The organism is Streptomyces sp. YS-3 (assembly GCF_045257485.1).
Lineage (GTDB): Bacteria > Actinomycetota > Actinomycetes > Streptomycetales > Streptomycetaceae > Streptomyces.
This window is the reverse complement of sequence record NZ_JBJHPC010000155.1, coordinates 1-13,191: the sequence shown is the minus strand read 5'-3', so window position 1 is coordinate 13,191 and position 13,191 is coordinate 1. Positions and strand designations below refer to the sequence as shown.

General features: G+C 73.5%; 15 protein-coding genes and 1 pseudogene. 12 read left to right on the top strand and 4 right to left on the bottom strand.

Annotated features, from left to right (window positions below; all coding sequences use genetic code 11):
• From ACJA3G_RS15435 to ACJA3G_RS15420, 4 genes and pseudogenes are all read left to right on the top strand, one after another.
• Positions 1–420 (top strand): annotated as a pseudogene (locus ACJA3G_RS15435) (NYN domain-containing protein); the annotation flags it as partial.
• A 104-nt stretch (positions 421–524) separates the two neighbouring features.
• Complete coding sequence (locus ACJA3G_RS15430) at positions 525–1,532, top strand: ABC transporter ATP-binding protein (protein ID WP_406553545.1); 1,008 nt, start codon at positions 525–527, stop codon at positions 1,530–1,532.
• An 11-nt stretch (positions 1,533–1,543) separates the two neighbouring features.
• Positions 1,544–2,365 carry an ABC transporter permease gene (locus tag ACJA3G_RS15425; RefSeq protein ID WP_406553546.1) on the top strand — a complete coding sequence of 274 codons (822 nt, stop codon included), beginning with the start codon at positions 1,544–1,546 and terminating at the stop codon, positions 2,363–2,365.
• Positions 2,366–2,399: 34 nt separating this feature from the next.
• A complete protein-coding gene (locus ACJA3G_RS15420; protein WP_406553544.1) occupies positions 2,400–3,038 on the top strand; it encodes a DUF2567 domain-containing protein in 639 nt (212 codons plus the stop codon).
• Positions 3,039–3,376: 338 nt separating this feature from the next.
• On the opposite strand, the gene ybaK is transcribed toward ACJA3G_RS15420, so the two are convergent.
• From ybaK to ACJA3G_RS15400, 4 genes are all read right to left on the bottom strand, one after another.
• A complete protein-coding gene (gene ybaK, locus ACJA3G_RS15415; protein ID WP_406553543.1) occupies positions 3,377–3,868 on the bottom strand; it encodes a Cys-tRNA(Pro) deacylase in 492 nt (163 codons plus the stop codon).
• Between the two features lie 16 nt (positions 3,869–3,884).
• On the bottom strand, positions 3,885–4,649 hold the full coding sequence (locus tag ACJA3G_RS15410; protein WP_406553542.1) for an LON peptidase substrate-binding domain-containing protein: 765 nt from the start codon (positions 4,647–4,649) through the stop codon (positions 3,885–3,887).
• A gap of 5 nt (positions 4,650–4,654) precedes the next feature.
• A complete protein-coding gene (locus tag ACJA3G_RS15405) occupies positions 4,655–5,815 on the bottom strand; it encodes a hypothetical protein (protein ID WP_406553541.1) in 1,161 nt (386 codons plus the stop codon).
• A 96-nt stretch (positions 5,816–5,911) separates the two neighbouring features.
• Positions 5,912–7,513, bottom strand: a complete 1,602-nt coding sequence (locus ACJA3G_RS15400; protein ID WP_406553540.1) for an oxidoreductase — start codon at positions 7,511–7,513, stop codon at positions 5,912–5,914.
• 170 nt (positions 7,514–7,683) lie between these two features.
• On the opposite strand from ACJA3G_RS15400, the gene hisD reads away from it, so the two are divergent.
• From hisD to hisF, 8 genes are all read left to right on the top strand, one after another.
• Positions 7,684–9,042 (top strand): histidinol dehydrogenase, encoded by a 1,359-nt coding sequence (gene hisD, locus ACJA3G_RS15395; protein ID WP_406553539.1) that lies wholly within the window; start codon positions 7,684–7,686, stop codon positions 9,040–9,042.
• Positions 9,039–10,154 carry a histidinol-phosphate transaminase gene (locus tag ACJA3G_RS15390; RefSeq protein ID WP_406553538.1) on the top strand — a complete coding sequence of 372 codons (1,116 nt, stop codon included), beginning with the start codon at positions 9,039–9,041 and terminating at the stop codon, positions 10,152–10,154. Before hisD ends, ACJA3G_RS15390 begins: the two co-directional genes overlap by 4 nt.
• Complete coding sequence (gene hisB, locus ACJA3G_RS15385) at positions 10,151–10,744, top strand: imidazoleglycerol-phosphate dehydratase HisB (RefSeq protein WP_067158063.1); 594 nt, start codon at positions 10,151–10,153, stop codon at positions 10,742–10,744. The genes ACJA3G_RS15390 and hisB overlap by 4 nt, the downstream gene beginning before the upstream one ends.
• The gene (locus ACJA3G_RS15380) at positions 10,741–10,905 is read left to right on the top strand and encodes a hypothetical protein (RefSeq protein ID WP_358834508.1); all 165 of its coding nucleotides are present in this window, start codon (positions 10,741–10,743) and stop codon (positions 10,903–10,905) included. Before hisB ends, ACJA3G_RS15380 begins: the two co-directional genes overlap by 4 nt.
• A complete protein-coding gene (gene hisH, locus ACJA3G_RS15375; RefSeq protein WP_406553537.1) occupies positions 10,902–11,552 on the top strand; it encodes an imidazole glycerol phosphate synthase subunit HisH in 651 nt (216 codons plus the stop codon). Before ACJA3G_RS15380 ends, hisH begins: the two co-directional genes overlap by 4 nt.
• A complete protein-coding gene (priA, locus tag ACJA3G_RS15370; protein ID WP_406553536.1) occupies positions 11,552–12,304 on the top strand; it encodes a bifunctional 1-(5-phosphoribosyl)-5-((5-phosphoribosylamino)methylideneamino)imidazole-4-carboxamide isomerase/phosphoribosylanthranilate isomerase PriA in 753 nt (250 codons plus the stop codon). The genes hisH and priA overlap by 1 nt, the downstream gene beginning before the upstream one ends.
• The gene (locus tag ACJA3G_RS15365) at positions 12,301–12,720 is read left to right on the top strand and encodes a RidA family protein (protein ID WP_406553535.1); all 420 of its coding nucleotides are present in this window, start codon (positions 12,301–12,303) and stop codon (positions 12,718–12,720) included. Before priA ends, ACJA3G_RS15365 begins: the two co-directional genes overlap by 4 nt.
• On the top strand, positions 12,717–13,191 hold a 475-nt coding region (hisF, locus tag ACJA3G_RS15360), incomplete at its 3' end, for an imidazole glycerol phosphate synthase subunit HisF (RefSeq protein ID WP_406553534.1). The genes ACJA3G_RS15365 and hisF, both read left to right, overlap by 4 nt.

Sequence of the window (13,191 nt, the reverse complement as noted above, 5' to 3'; positions counted from 1 at the left end):
ACCCTGCGCTGGTCCTCCGACAAAGGGTGGGTGGAGCGGCCGGGAGCCGCGCTCGGCGAGTCCCCCGAGACCGCCTCCCTGCCCACCCTCGCCCAGCTGACCAGCGCCGAACAGCGCTGGGCGGACCGCGAGGAGGACATCACCACCGTCGGCGGCGACCCGTACGAGGTGGGGCAGGTCTTCGCGCGCCGCTGGATGGAGCGGCTGCCGGAGACCACCCACGTACAGAAGCTGTCCACGATGTACCCGCGCATCCCGCACCGCATCGACGGCGAACTGCTGCGGTACGCGGCCCGGTTCGGGCTGCTCGCCCACAAGGACGACCAGATCGACGAGCACGACCGGTACGCGATCCGGGCCGGGTTCTGGCGGGAGATCGACGTCAGGGCGGCGGCCGAGCGGGCCCCGGTCGCGGACTGAGGCGCCCCCGGGGCGGGTCCGCGCCCGCGCGGTCGTTCGGTCAACGGAACCAAACGGGGGTCCGGGGGCAGCACGGCCCGGCCGACCCCGTAGGCTCGTTGTCCGTGAGTACCGGCACAGCAGCGGCGCGGGCCGGCACCGTTTGCACGGTGCGGGGCCTCACCAAGACGTACCCCGCCGGGCGCGGACGGCGCGGCTCGGCCGGTACGCCCGAGATCAGGGCCACCGACGGGATCGACCTCGACGTGGGACGCGGCGAGATCTTCGGCCTGCTCGGGCCCAACGGCGCGGGCAAGTCGACCCTGGTGCGCCAGCTCACCGGTCTGATGCGGCCGGACTCCGGCAGCGTCGACGTCCTCGGGCACGACCTGGTGCGCCACCCCGAGCGGGCCGCCCGGCTGATCGGCTACCTCGGGCAGGAGTCCACCGCCCTGGACGAGCTGACCGTGGCGCTCGCCGCCGAGACCACCGGCCGGCTGCGCGGGCTCACCGCCCGGGCCGCGCGCGCCGAGCGCGACGCCGTACTGGAGGAGCTCGGGCTGGCCGCGCTCGCCGGGCGGCCCCTGAAGAAGCTCTCCGGCGGACAGCGGCGGCTCGCCTGCGTCGCCGCGGCGCTCGTCGGCGAACGGCCCGTGCTGGTCCTCGACGAGCCGACCACCGGCATGGACCCGGTGGCCCGGCGGGCCGTCTGGGCAGCCGTGGACCGCCGCCGGGCCGAGCGCGGCGCGACCGTGCTGCTCGTCACCCACAACGTCATCGAGGCCGAGACCGTACTCGACCGGGTCGCCGTCCTCGACCGCGGCAAGGTCATCGCCTGCGACACCCCGGCGGGCCTGAAGGAACGGGTCGCCTCCGAGGTCCGGGTCGAGCTGGTGTGGCGCGAGCGGGCGCCCGTCGAACTTCCCGAGGTTGCGGCGCTGCGGGCGGACGCCCAGGAGTCCGGGCGGCGCTGGGTGCTGCGGCTCGGCCCCGACGCCGCGCGCGCCGCCGTCGCGGCGGTCACCGGCGGCCCCGCGTTCGCCGCCCTCGACGACTTCACCCTGGCCACGCCGAGCCTGGAAGACGTCTACCTCGCCCTCGGCGGCCGTACGGAAGGTCTGGTGAAGGCGTGAGCGCGATTCCCCTGGAGGTTTCCGTGGAGGCTCCCGCGGAGGCGGTCGCCGCCCCGGCGCGGCCGGCCGGGGACGCCGCGCCGCTCGCGCCCCGGGCACGGCTGCTGCCCGCCCTCGCGGCCGTCTACCGGGCCCAGCTCTCCCGGGCCAGGGTGGCCCGCATCCCGCTGCTCTTCGTGGCGACCTTCCAGTCGATCGGGATCATGGTCCTGATGCGGGGGGTCGTGGACGGCGGGAACGAGGCGCGGGCCGTGGTCGCCGGGTCGAGCGTCCTGGTGGTGGCCTTCGTCGCGCTCAACCTGCTCGCGCAGTACTTCGGACACCTGCGGGCGGGCGGCGGGCTCGACCACTACGCGACCCTGCCGGTGCCGCCCGCCTCCGTGGTGCTGGGCACGGCCGCCGCGTACGCCTCGTTCACGGTGCCGGGGACGCTCGTCACGGCGGTCACCGGCTGCGTCCTGTTCGGGCTCCCGATGGCGCACCTGTGGGTGCTCGCCGCGGTCATCCCGCTGGCGGGCGCCGCGCTCGCCGGACTCGGCGCGGCCCTCGGACTGCTGGCCCCGCGCCAGGAACTCGCCACCCTGCTGGGCCAGTTGGGCATGTCGGCGGCGCTGCTGCTCGGTGTCCTGCCGGCCGACCGGCTGCCCGGACCCATCGCGTACGCACGTGATCTGCTGCCTTCCACGTACGGGGTGGAGGCCTTCGCGCACAGCTTCGGCGCCCACCCCGACTGGGCCGTCATCGGGCTCGACCTCGCGGTCTGCGCGGGCGTCGGGGTGGTGTCGCTGCTCGTGGCGACATGGGCGTACCGGCGGGCGGCGGTCTCCCGGTGAGGCGCCGCACAGGAGCGCCTGGCACGATGGCGGGGTGACCGCACCTCTGACTCCGCCTCACCAGCCGCCGCCGGACGACGACGCCTGGCAGGACTCCGTACACCCCCGTTCCGGCCCGGGCGCCGAGGGCCCCGGGGCCCCGGCGAGCGAGGAGGGCACCGCGATGAGGACGGAGCTGCGGGACGCCGTGGTCGCGGCGGTCGCGGTGGCGGTCACGGGCGTGCTGCTCGGGCTGCTCTGGGTCTGGCTGGCGCCCCGGGTGCCGCTCGTCTCCGACGACAAGGCGGTGTTCCTGAAGGACACCGAGGGCGAGGAGGCGATCGGGGCGGACGGAACGTTCATCCTGCTCGCGCTGGGGTTCGGCGTGGTGTGCGCGGCGCTCGTCTTCCTGCTGCGCAAGCGCGGCGGCATCCCGGTGGTGGTGGGGCTCGCGGCCGGGGCCCTGCTCGGCTCCTGGGTGGCCATGGAGCTGGGGGAGTGGCTCGGGCCCACGGACGACGTGGTCGCGGCGGCGCGGGCGGCGGGCAAGGGGGTCGTCTTCGACGCGCCGCTCCGGCTGAACGCGAAGGGGGCGTTGTTGGCGTGGCCTCTGGCGGCGATGGGGGCGCATCTGGGGCTGACGGCGCTGTTCGCTCCGCGGGACCCGGAAATTTGGCCGGCGCCGGAGCTGTGACCCTGCGGGGGCTGGTCGCGCAGTTCCCCGCGCCCCTGAAAACCGGTGGCTGAGCTGAGTTCGCCGGGTGCGGGGACCACCCAAGGGGCGCGGGGAACTGCGCGACCAGCCACCCACCGCCCCGCAGACAAAACCAAGCCCTGAAGGGGCGCGGGGAACTGCGCGACCAGCCACCCACCGGCCCGCAGGCGAACCCCGGGCAGAACCTATGCCGGGCGGCGGCCGTGGTTCGCCCTGCCCTTGCGTACGCGCCACTTCCGTTTGCGGGTTCGTTTCGACATGGGGGCAACCTGCTCGCCCCGCGGCGAAGTGTCCAGGGGGATTACCGGACATCCCCGTCAGGAACGGCCCACCGGCGCCAGTACCGCCCCCGTCAGCGACACCAGGTCGTCCGGGGACAGCTCGACCTCAAGGCCGCGCCTGCCCGCCGAGACGCAGATCGTGGTGTGCGCCGACGCCGACGCGTCCACGACCGTGCGCAGCCGGCGGCGCTGGCCGAGCGGTGAGATGCCGCCCCGGACGTAGCCCGTCGTGCGCTCGGCCGCCGCCGGGTCCGCCATCGCCGCCCGCTTCCCCCCGACCGCCGCCGCCAGCGCCTTGAGGTCCAGGGAGCCCGCCACCGGGACCACCGCCACGGTCAGCTCGCCGTCGACGTCCGCCACCAGCGTCTTGAAGACGCGGTCGGGGGAGACGCCCAGCGCCCGCGCCGCCTCCTCCCCGTACGACGCGGAGGACGGGTCGTGCTCGTACGCGTGCACGGTGAACGCGGCGCCCGCCGCCGTCAGTGCCACCGTCGCCGGGGTGCCCCCGGCCGCCTTCTTCTTGGCCAACCTGCCGGTCCTCGTGTCAGTTGGGGCTGGTGGGGGAGCGGGTCAGTTCCACCGCGGGGAGCGACGGGAGGTGGCGGATCACCGCCGTCTCCGCGCGCAGCAGCGTCAGCTCCTCCCGCAGCCGCGTCGCCGTGTCCGGCGCCTGGAGCAGCCGCTGCTTCGCGGGGACGTCGAGCACCGCCGCCGCCGCGACCAGATAGGAGACCACCGAGGGCTCGTCGGGCAGCTCGGCCGAGCCGGTCACCGAGCGCTCCCGGGCCCCGGCCAGCCGCTTCTGGTACGCCCGGAACGCCCGCAGCACGCCCTCCGCCAGCGCCCCGGCCTCCTCGCCCGGCTCCTCGGGCAGCTCTTCCAGCTCGGCCGTCAGATAGGGGCCGCTCGCGTCGACCGAGAGGAGCTTGACCCGGGTCGTCCCGGTCGCCAGGACCTCGAAGCTGCCGTCCGCGCGCTCCCGGATCGTCGCCGCGTCCGCGATACATCCCACCTGGTGGAACGCCTGGATCGGGTCGGGGCCGAAGCCGGCCGCCGGACCCTTCTCGGGGACGGACGTCTGGTCGGGCATCCCGGGACCGGTCGGCGCGACCTCCCGGCCGTCGCGGATCGCGACCACGGCGAACCGTCGCGGCTCGTCGTCGTCCGGGTCGGCGCCGGAGTCCGGGCCGGACTTCAGCAGATCGCGCATCATGGCGCGATAGCGCTCCTCGAAGACGTTCAGCGGCAGGACGAGCCCGGGGAACAGGACCGAGTTGAGCGGAAAGAGGGGGAGGCGAGCGGTGGTCACAACGCTCAAGCGTAATGGTCGCCGGACCGGCTGCGTCCGGGCTTGCCCAGGGCGCCCGCGCCGGGGGGCCCGGCGGCCCGGCCGGGCACGGGCGCGGGCGGCCGTCCCAGGGCGCCCAGGGGGGCGACCGCGATGCCCGCGGGACCCCTCTCGCGCCCCGGCTTCCGCGCCGCCACCCGCCGGCGGGCCTCGTCGCGCAGCTCGGTGAACCGGCCCAGCGGATCGTCGTCGAGCCGCGCCCAGGGGAACGCCGTGGCATAGGGCCCGATCCGGCCGAACTGCTCCAGGGCCTCTTCCCACCGCTCCCGTACGACCAGGACGTACGCCAGCAGATTGCGCACCTCGGCGGGCCACGGGTCGCCCGGCTCGTACGCGGCGGAGAGCGCGATGGCGAGGTCGGCCGCCGCGTCGATCCGGTCGCCGAACAGCTCCCGCGGGCTCTGGCGCCCGGTCGGCGCCCCGGTGGTGCCGGCGGCCAGGCAGGCGAACGCGGCCCGCACCGGCAGCGCCTGGACCAGCGAGCCGGGCAGCGCGTCCGCCGCGGCCTCCTCGGCGAAGCCGAAGCACTCCCGGTGCGAGCCGTACCACTGCGCCGAGAGGTACTGGAGGGCCGCGACGTGGCAGCCGTAGTGGTGCGAGGAGCGGCCGACCGCCTCCGCCCACAGCGACTCGAAGACGGTGTGCGGGGCGTGGGTGCCGCGCGCGTGGTCCAGCGCGATGCGCCACGGCACCGGGTCCGCGGGCTCGGCCGAGGCCGCCGCGTCGATCAGCGGGGCGATCTCGCGCAGCAGCTCGGCGCGGGCCGGCGAACCCCACGCCCGTACGATCGCCAGCTCCGCCTTGACCAGCAGCGCGTCCGGGTCCCGGGGCGCGGCGGCCAGCCAGTCGGCGAGCCAGTCCGGGCGGCTGACGGCGAAGGCGGCCAGCCGCATGGTGTAGCGGTCGCGGTTCTCCCACTCGGCCGACTCCCGGGTGGTGGCCAGGAGCTCGGCCGCGCCCGCGAAGTCGCCCCCGGCGGCGGACACCAGCGCGGGGCCGAGCCGCCCGTCCGGCGCGTCGAGGAGCAGATCCTCGTCGGCCGGGAGGTCGGCGGCGGGCTGCGGGGTGTGCCTGCCCGCACGGGCGGCACGGAGCAGGGCGCGTACGAATGACATGGTGCGAACCATTCAAAACCGCAGGTGGGAGCTCCGCCAGTGGTGTGCGGTGAAGAGTGTGTGGCGGCCGTGACGGTTGTACGGGGGCAGGTCAAGGACCGGCAAATTTCAGCCACGCCGCAGCAGTCGCGAGGCGCCCGCCGCCACGGTGGTGGCGAGGATCCAGCCGAGCACGATGAGTACCGCGGAGACCCACTGCCAGCTGCCGTGCAGCTTCCAGTAGCCGTCCTGCCCCAGATTGATCACCGGGATGAGGAGATCGAGGGCGTACAGGGAGGCGTTCCAGTCCGGGTGCTCGTCCGGCTTGATCGGCTGCGGGTCGTAGTGCGAGAACGCCAGCGCGCCCATCGCCCACAGCACCGCCATCCACAGCGCAGCCCGGCCGGGCCGGTAGCCGTAGGCGACGGTGACGTCCTGGAGCACGCCCCACGCCTTCCCGGCCAGCGGCAGGGTCTCGCGGCGCCGGCGCTGCTTGGCGAGCAGCACCTCGCGCGCGTCCGCGTCCTCCCCGCTGTTGCGCAGCACGGTGGCGAGCCGCTCGTACGGCTCCGGCGCGTACTCCGGAGTCGCCGCCCCCACCCACTCCAGCCGTCTGGTCAGCGGGAACAGCCCGCGCGGGATCAGGTTGTCGTAGCTGAAGCCGCCCATCGCGAGCCCGCCAGGACCCGGCCAGCTCGTCGACATGTCGACGAGGTTCACCACCCGGGCGCCCGAGAGCACCACCCGCCCGCGCTCCGGCCGCTCCCCGAGGAAGCGCAGCTCCGGTGTCTGCACCCGGCGCAGCGACACCTCCTGGTAGTCCCGCATCACGAAGCGCGCGCTCTGGAAGTCGACGGCGTCCCCGAACCGGCCGTCGTCCAGGCGCAGCCCGCCCTCGCAGACGAACGGCTGGACCCGGGTGCCGCGGGCCGGGGTGCCCGTGTAGGTCGTCCCGTACGGCGGTGTGGTGGTCTCGGTGGCGCCGGGCGAGACGGCCGCCGCCGTCATGTAGAGCGTGCGCTCCACGGTCAGCTGGGGGGCGTTCAGCGCGCGCCGCCCGTCGGGGTTCACCAGCCGGCTGCCGCGCAGGCTCAGCGTCACGCCCACGTTCGCCGCCCGCAGGCTCACCTCCCCGTACGACTCGATCAGCTCGGCCTGGAGGTCCTGGGCGACCGAGAGGCCGTCCGCGGCGATCGAGCGGCCCTTGCGGTCGCCGCGGATCACGGCCTCGTTGAGCAGCAGATCGGTGCCGATGTGGGCGTCGGTCAGCCGGATGCCGCGGGCGATGCGGCAGCGCGGCAGGTGCAGATCGCCCTCGGTCTGCAGGCGGGCCGCCTCGATCCGCGGGATCGCGCAGTTCACCATCCGTACGGTGGTGACCCGGCACTCCGGCATCAGCACCTCGCCCTCGAACCGGCAGTTGGTCAGCTCCACGTACGGCGTGACCGTGCCGCCCGACAGATTGAGCGTCCCGGTGATCTGCACCCCGTTCAGCTTCAGCGCCGCCACCCGGCCGGGCAGCGCCGGCGGCCCGCTGAGCAGCAGCAGCGCCACCGCCCGGGCCTTCACATAGCGCTCGGGCCCCCAGACGCGCCCGGAGAACGGGTCGTCCCGCACCCGGTTGCGGCTGCTCAGGTCGTAGGTGCTGCCGTTGCGGAAGGCCTCCCACATCCCGAGCTCCACCGGACTGAACCAGTCCGGCGCCACAGCGACATCCGGCGCCTCGGTCACTGCCGTCCCCCTGTCCCCTGCTCACCCCGCGCGGTCGTGTGCGGGCTGTACATGCGTGTGTAACGGAGTGAACGCTAGTGGTCACGGCCCGGCTCCGGGGCGGGCGGGATATGTATCAGCCAGTGATACGGGCGTCCGGTGGCGGGATGTGGTCTGAGAGAATTGGTTCCGTGATCTCTCGAATCGATCTGCGCGGCAACGCCCTCCCCGAGGGTGGCGCCCTGCGCGACCTGCTGCCCCGTGCCGAGTTCGACGTGGCAGCCGCCCTGGAGAAGGTGCGGCCCATCTGCGAGGACGTGCATCATCGCGGCACGGCGGCGCTGATCGAGTACGCGGAGAAGTTCGACGGCGTGACCCTGGAGCGGATCCGGGTCCCCGCCGAGGCGCTCACCGAGGCCCTGGAGCAGCTCGACCCGCAGGTCAGGGCGGCCCTGGAGGAGTCCATCCGGCGCGCCAGGATCGTGCACCGCGCCCAGCGCCGCACCGAGCACACCACCCAGGTCGTCCCCGGCGGCACGGTCACCGAGAAGTGGGTGCCGGTCGAGCGCGTGGGCCTGTACGCGCCCGGCGGCCGGTCGGTGTACCCGTCCTCCGTGGTCATGAACGTGGTCCCGGCGCAGGAGGCGGGCGTCGAGTCGATCGCGCTGGCCTCCCCGCCGCAGAAGGACTTCGGCGGCCTGCCGCACCCGACGATCCTCGCCGCGTGCGCCCTGCTCGGCGTGGACGAGGTGTACGCGGCGGGCGGCGCCCAGGCCGTCGCGATGTTCGCGTACGGCACCTCCGGACCCGACGCGTGTGCGCCCGCGAACATGGTGACCGGTCCGGGCAACATCTGGGTCGCCGCCGCCAAGCGCTACTTCACCGGCCGCATCGGCATCGACACCGAGGCCGGGCCGACCGAGATCGCCGTCCTCGCGGACGAGACCGCCGACCCGGCGCACGTCGCCGCCGACCTGATCAGCCAGGCCGAGCACGACCCGATGGCCGCCGCCGTCCTGGTCACCGACTCCCTGGCGCTCGCGGAAGCGGTCGAGCGCGAGGTGGAGTCGCAGATCGCGGTCACCAAGCACGTCGAGGACCGGATCAGGCCCGCCCTGGCCGGCAAGCAGTCCGCGATCGTGCTGGTCGACGGCCTGGAGGAGGGCCTGAAGGTGGTCGACGCCTACGGCGCCGAGCACCTGGAGATCCAGACCGCCGACGCCGCCGCCGTGGCCGGCCGGGTCCGCAACGCGGGCGCGGTCTTCGTCGGCCCCTGGTCGCCGGTCTCCCTCGGCGACTACTGCGCGGGCTCCAACCACGTGCTCCCCACCGGCGGCTGCGCCTGCCACTCCTCGGGCCTGTCGGTGCAGTCCTTCCTCAAGGGCATCCACATCGTCGACTACACCCGGGACGCCCTGGCCGAGGTCACCCACCACGTGGTCACCCTCGCCGAGGCCGAGGACCTGCCCGCGCACGGCGCGGCGCTCAAGGCGCGTTTCGCCGAAGGCGAACTCGACAGGCACAGTGGATGGAAGGTGCCGGGACAGTGACCGACCGTCTCACCCTGGACGACCTGCCCGTACGCGAGGAGCTGCGCGGCAAGTCCCCCTACGGCGCGCCCCAGCTGGACGTGCCGGTCCAGCTCAACACCAACGAGAACCCGTACCCGCTGCCCGAACCGCTGGTCGAGCGGATCGCGGAGCGGGTCGCCGAGGCGGCGCGCGGCCTCAACCGCTACCCCGACCGGGACGCGGTCGAGCTGCGCACCGAGCTCGCCCGCTACCTCACGCGGACCGCCGGGCACCCGGTCACCACCGAGAACGTCTGGGCCGCCAACGGCTCCAACGAGGTCATCCAGCAACTGCTGCAGACCTTCGGCGGCCCCGGCCGCACCGCCATCGGCTTCGAGCCCTCGTACTCGATGCACGGCCTCATCGCGCGCGGCACCGGCACCGGCTGGATCTCCGGGCCGCGCAACGAGGACTTCACCATCGACGTGGCGGCGGCGCGCGAGGCGATCGCCGGGCACCGGCCGGACGTCGTCTTCATCACCTCGCCCAACAACCCCACCGGCACGGCCGTCGAGGCCGAGACGGTGCTGGCGCTGTACGAGGCCGCGCAGGCCGCCAAGCCCTCGCTGGTGGTCGTCGACGAGGCGTACGTGGAGTTCAGCCACCGCGCCTCGCTGCTGCCGCTGATCGAGAACCGCCCCCACCTGGTCGTCTCGCGGACCATGTCCAAGGCCTTCGGCGCGGCCGGGCTGCGTCTGGGCTATCTCGCCGCCCACCCGGCGGTCGTCGACGCGGTCCAGCTCGTCCGCCTGCCGTACCACCTCTCCGCCGTCACCCAGGCGACCGCGCTCGCGGCCCTGGAGCACACCGACACGCTGCTCGGCTATGTCGAGCAGCTCAAGGGGGAGCGGGACCGGCTGGTCACCGAGCTGCGCGCGGCGGGGTACGAGGTGACCGACTCGGACGCCAACTTCGTCCAGTTCGGCCGCTTCGAGGACTCCCACACCGCCTGGCGGCGCATCCTCGACCAGGGCGTCCTGGTCCGTGACAACGGGGTGCCCGGGTGGCTGCGCGTCACCGCCGGCACCCCGGCCGAGAACGACGCGTTCCTGGACGCGGTCCGTCAACTCAAGAAGGAGCAGAGCGCATGAGCCGCGTCGGCCGTGTCGAACGCACCACCAAGGAGACGTCCGTCCTCGTCGAGATCGACCTCGACGGGACCGGAAAGGTCGATGTGTCGACCGGGGTCGGCTTCTACGACCACATGCTCGACCAGCTCGGCCGCCACGGCCTCTTCGACCTCACGGTCAAGACCGACGGCGACCTGCACATCGACTCGCACCACACCATCGAGGACACCGCCCTCGCGCTCGGCGCCGCCTTCAAGCAGGCGCTCGGCGACAAGGTCGGCATCTACCGCTTCGGCAACTGCACGGTCCCCCTCGACGAGTCCCTCGCCCAGGTCACCGTGGACCTCTCCGGCCGCCCGTACCTGGTGCACACCGAGCCGGAGAACATGGCGCCGATGATCGGCGAGTACGACACCACGATGACCCGGCACATCCTGGAGTCCTTCGTGGCGCAGGCGCAGATCGCCCTGCACGTCCACGTCCCGTACGGGCGCAACGCGCACCACATCGTGGAGTGCCAGTTCAAGGCGCTGGCACGGGCGCTGCGCTACGCATCCGAGCACGACCCGCGTGCCGCGGGCATCCTTCCTTCGACCAAGGGCGCGCTGTGAACGGCCTCAACTCCATCCTGATCGTCCTCGGACTCTTCCTCGCGGGCGGCGTCTACTCCTTCGTCAAGCAGGACATGTCCAAGAGCCTGATCACGCTGCTCGCGATCAGCTCGGCGCTGTGCCTGGCCGCGGGCGTCCTCCGCCTGGAGGTGTGGAATTGAGCACGGCCACTCCCGTCAAGAAGGTCGTCGTCTTCGACTACGGCTTCGGCAACGTGCGCTCCGCCGAGCGGGCCCTCGCCCACGTCGGCGCGGACGTCGAGATCACCCGCGACTACGACCGGGCCATGAACGCCGACGGGCTGCTCGTCCCCGGTGTCGGCGCGTTCTCGGCCTGTATGCAGGGGCTGCGCGAGGCGCGCGGCGACTGGCTGGTGGGACGGCGCCTGTCCGGCGGGCGGCCAGTGATGGGCATCTGCGTCGGCATGCAGATCCTCTTCGCCAGCGGTATCGAGCACGGCGTGGAGACCGAGGGCCTGGACGAGTGGCCCGGCACCGTCGAGCCGCTCAGGGCGCCGATCGTCCCGCACATGGGCTGGAACACGGTCAAGGCCCCCGAGGACTCCGAGCTCTTCGCGGGTCTGGACGCCGACGCCCGGTTCTACTTCGTGCACTCCTACGCGGTGCACGACTGGAGCCTGGAGGTCACCAACCCCAAGATCCGCGCGCCCCGGGTCACCTGGGCCACCCACGGCGAGCCGTTCGTGGCCGCGGTGGAGAACGGCGCGCTGTGGGCCACCCAGTTCCACCCCGAGAAGTCCGGCGACGCCGGCGCGCAGCTGCTGTCCAACTGGATCGGAACCCTGTGATGTCCGCGACGCCCTCCGTGAAGCCCTCCGCGAAGCTCGAACTGCTCCCCGCCGTCGACGTCCGCGACGGCCAGGCCGTCCGCCTCGTGCACGGCGAGTCCGGCTCGGAGACCTCCTACGGCTCCCCGCTCCAGGCGGCCCTCGCCTGGCAGGCCTCCGGCGCCGAGTGGCTGCACCTGGTGGACCTCGACGCGGCCTTCGGCACCGGCGACAACCGCGCGCTGATCGCCGAGGTCGCGGGCGCGATGGACATCAAGGTGGAGCTCTCCGGCGGCATCCGCGACGACGCCTCCCTCAAGGCCGCGCTCGCCACCGGCTGCCGCCGCGTCAACCTGGGCACCGCCGCCCTGGAGACCCCCGAGTGGGTCGCCAAGGTCATTGCGGAGTACGGCGACCGGATCGCGGTCGGTCTGGACGTACGGGGCACGACCCTGCGCGGCCGTGGCTGGACCCGCGACGGCGGCGACCTCTACGAGACGCTGGCCCGCCTGGACTCCGAGGGCTGCGCGCGGTACGTGGTGACCGACATCGCCAAGGACGGCACGCTTACCGGCCCCAACCTGGAGCTGCTGCGCGACGTCTGCGCGGCCACCGACAAGCCGGTGGTGGCCTCCGGCGGCGTCTCCAGCCTCGACGACCTGCGGGCGATCGCGGGGCTCGTGGGGCAGGGTGTGGAGGGCGCCATCGTGGGCAAGGCCCTGTACGCGAAGGCGTTCACCCTCGAAGAGGCCCTGGAGGCTGTGTCCCGATGAGCGATGTACGGCGTGTGCAGAGTGACAGTCCCTGGGAGGACACGATCGGTTTCGCGCGCGCCGTCGCCGCGGGCGACCATGTGCACGTCGCCGGCACCACGCCGTTCCGGGGCACGGTGCTGTACGGCGAGGGCGACCCGTACGAGCAGGCGAAGGTGGCCTTCTCGAACGCCCTCGCCGCGCTCGCGGAGTTCGGGCTCGGGGCCGGGTCCGTGGTCCGCACCCGGATGTATCTGACGCACGCGCGGGACATCGACGAGGTGTCCAGGGCCCACAAGGAGCTCTTCGGCGCGGCCCGCCCGGCGGCCACGCTGGTGATCGTGAGCGGGCTGATCGATCCGCGCATGCTGGTGGAAGTGGAAGTGGACGCCTACCGAGGCGCCCCCGACGGAGCCCCAGAAGGAGCCCCCGAATGACCCTCGCGGTCCGCGTCATCCCCTGCCTGGACGTCGACGGCGGGCGGGTGGTGAAAGGCGTCAACTTCCAGAACCTGCGGGACGCCGGTGACCCCGTGGAGATGGCCAAGCTGTACGACGCCGAGGGCGCGGACGAGCTGACGTTCCTGGACATCACGGCGTCCTCCGGCAACCGCGAGACGACGTACGACGTGGTGCGGCGCACCGCCGAGCAGGTCTTCATCCCGCTGACCGTGGGCGGCGGCGTCCGCTCGGCGGAGGACGTCGACAAGCTGCTGCGGGCCGGGGCGGACAAGGTGGGCGTCAACACGGCGGCGATCGAGCGGCCCGAGCTGATCCGCGAGATCGCGGAGCGCTTCGGGCGCCAGGTGCTCGTCCTGTCGGTGGACGCCCGCCGCACCCCCTCCGGCACCTTCGAGGTCACCACCCACGGCGGGCGCCGGGGGACGGGCATCGACGCGGTGGAGTGGG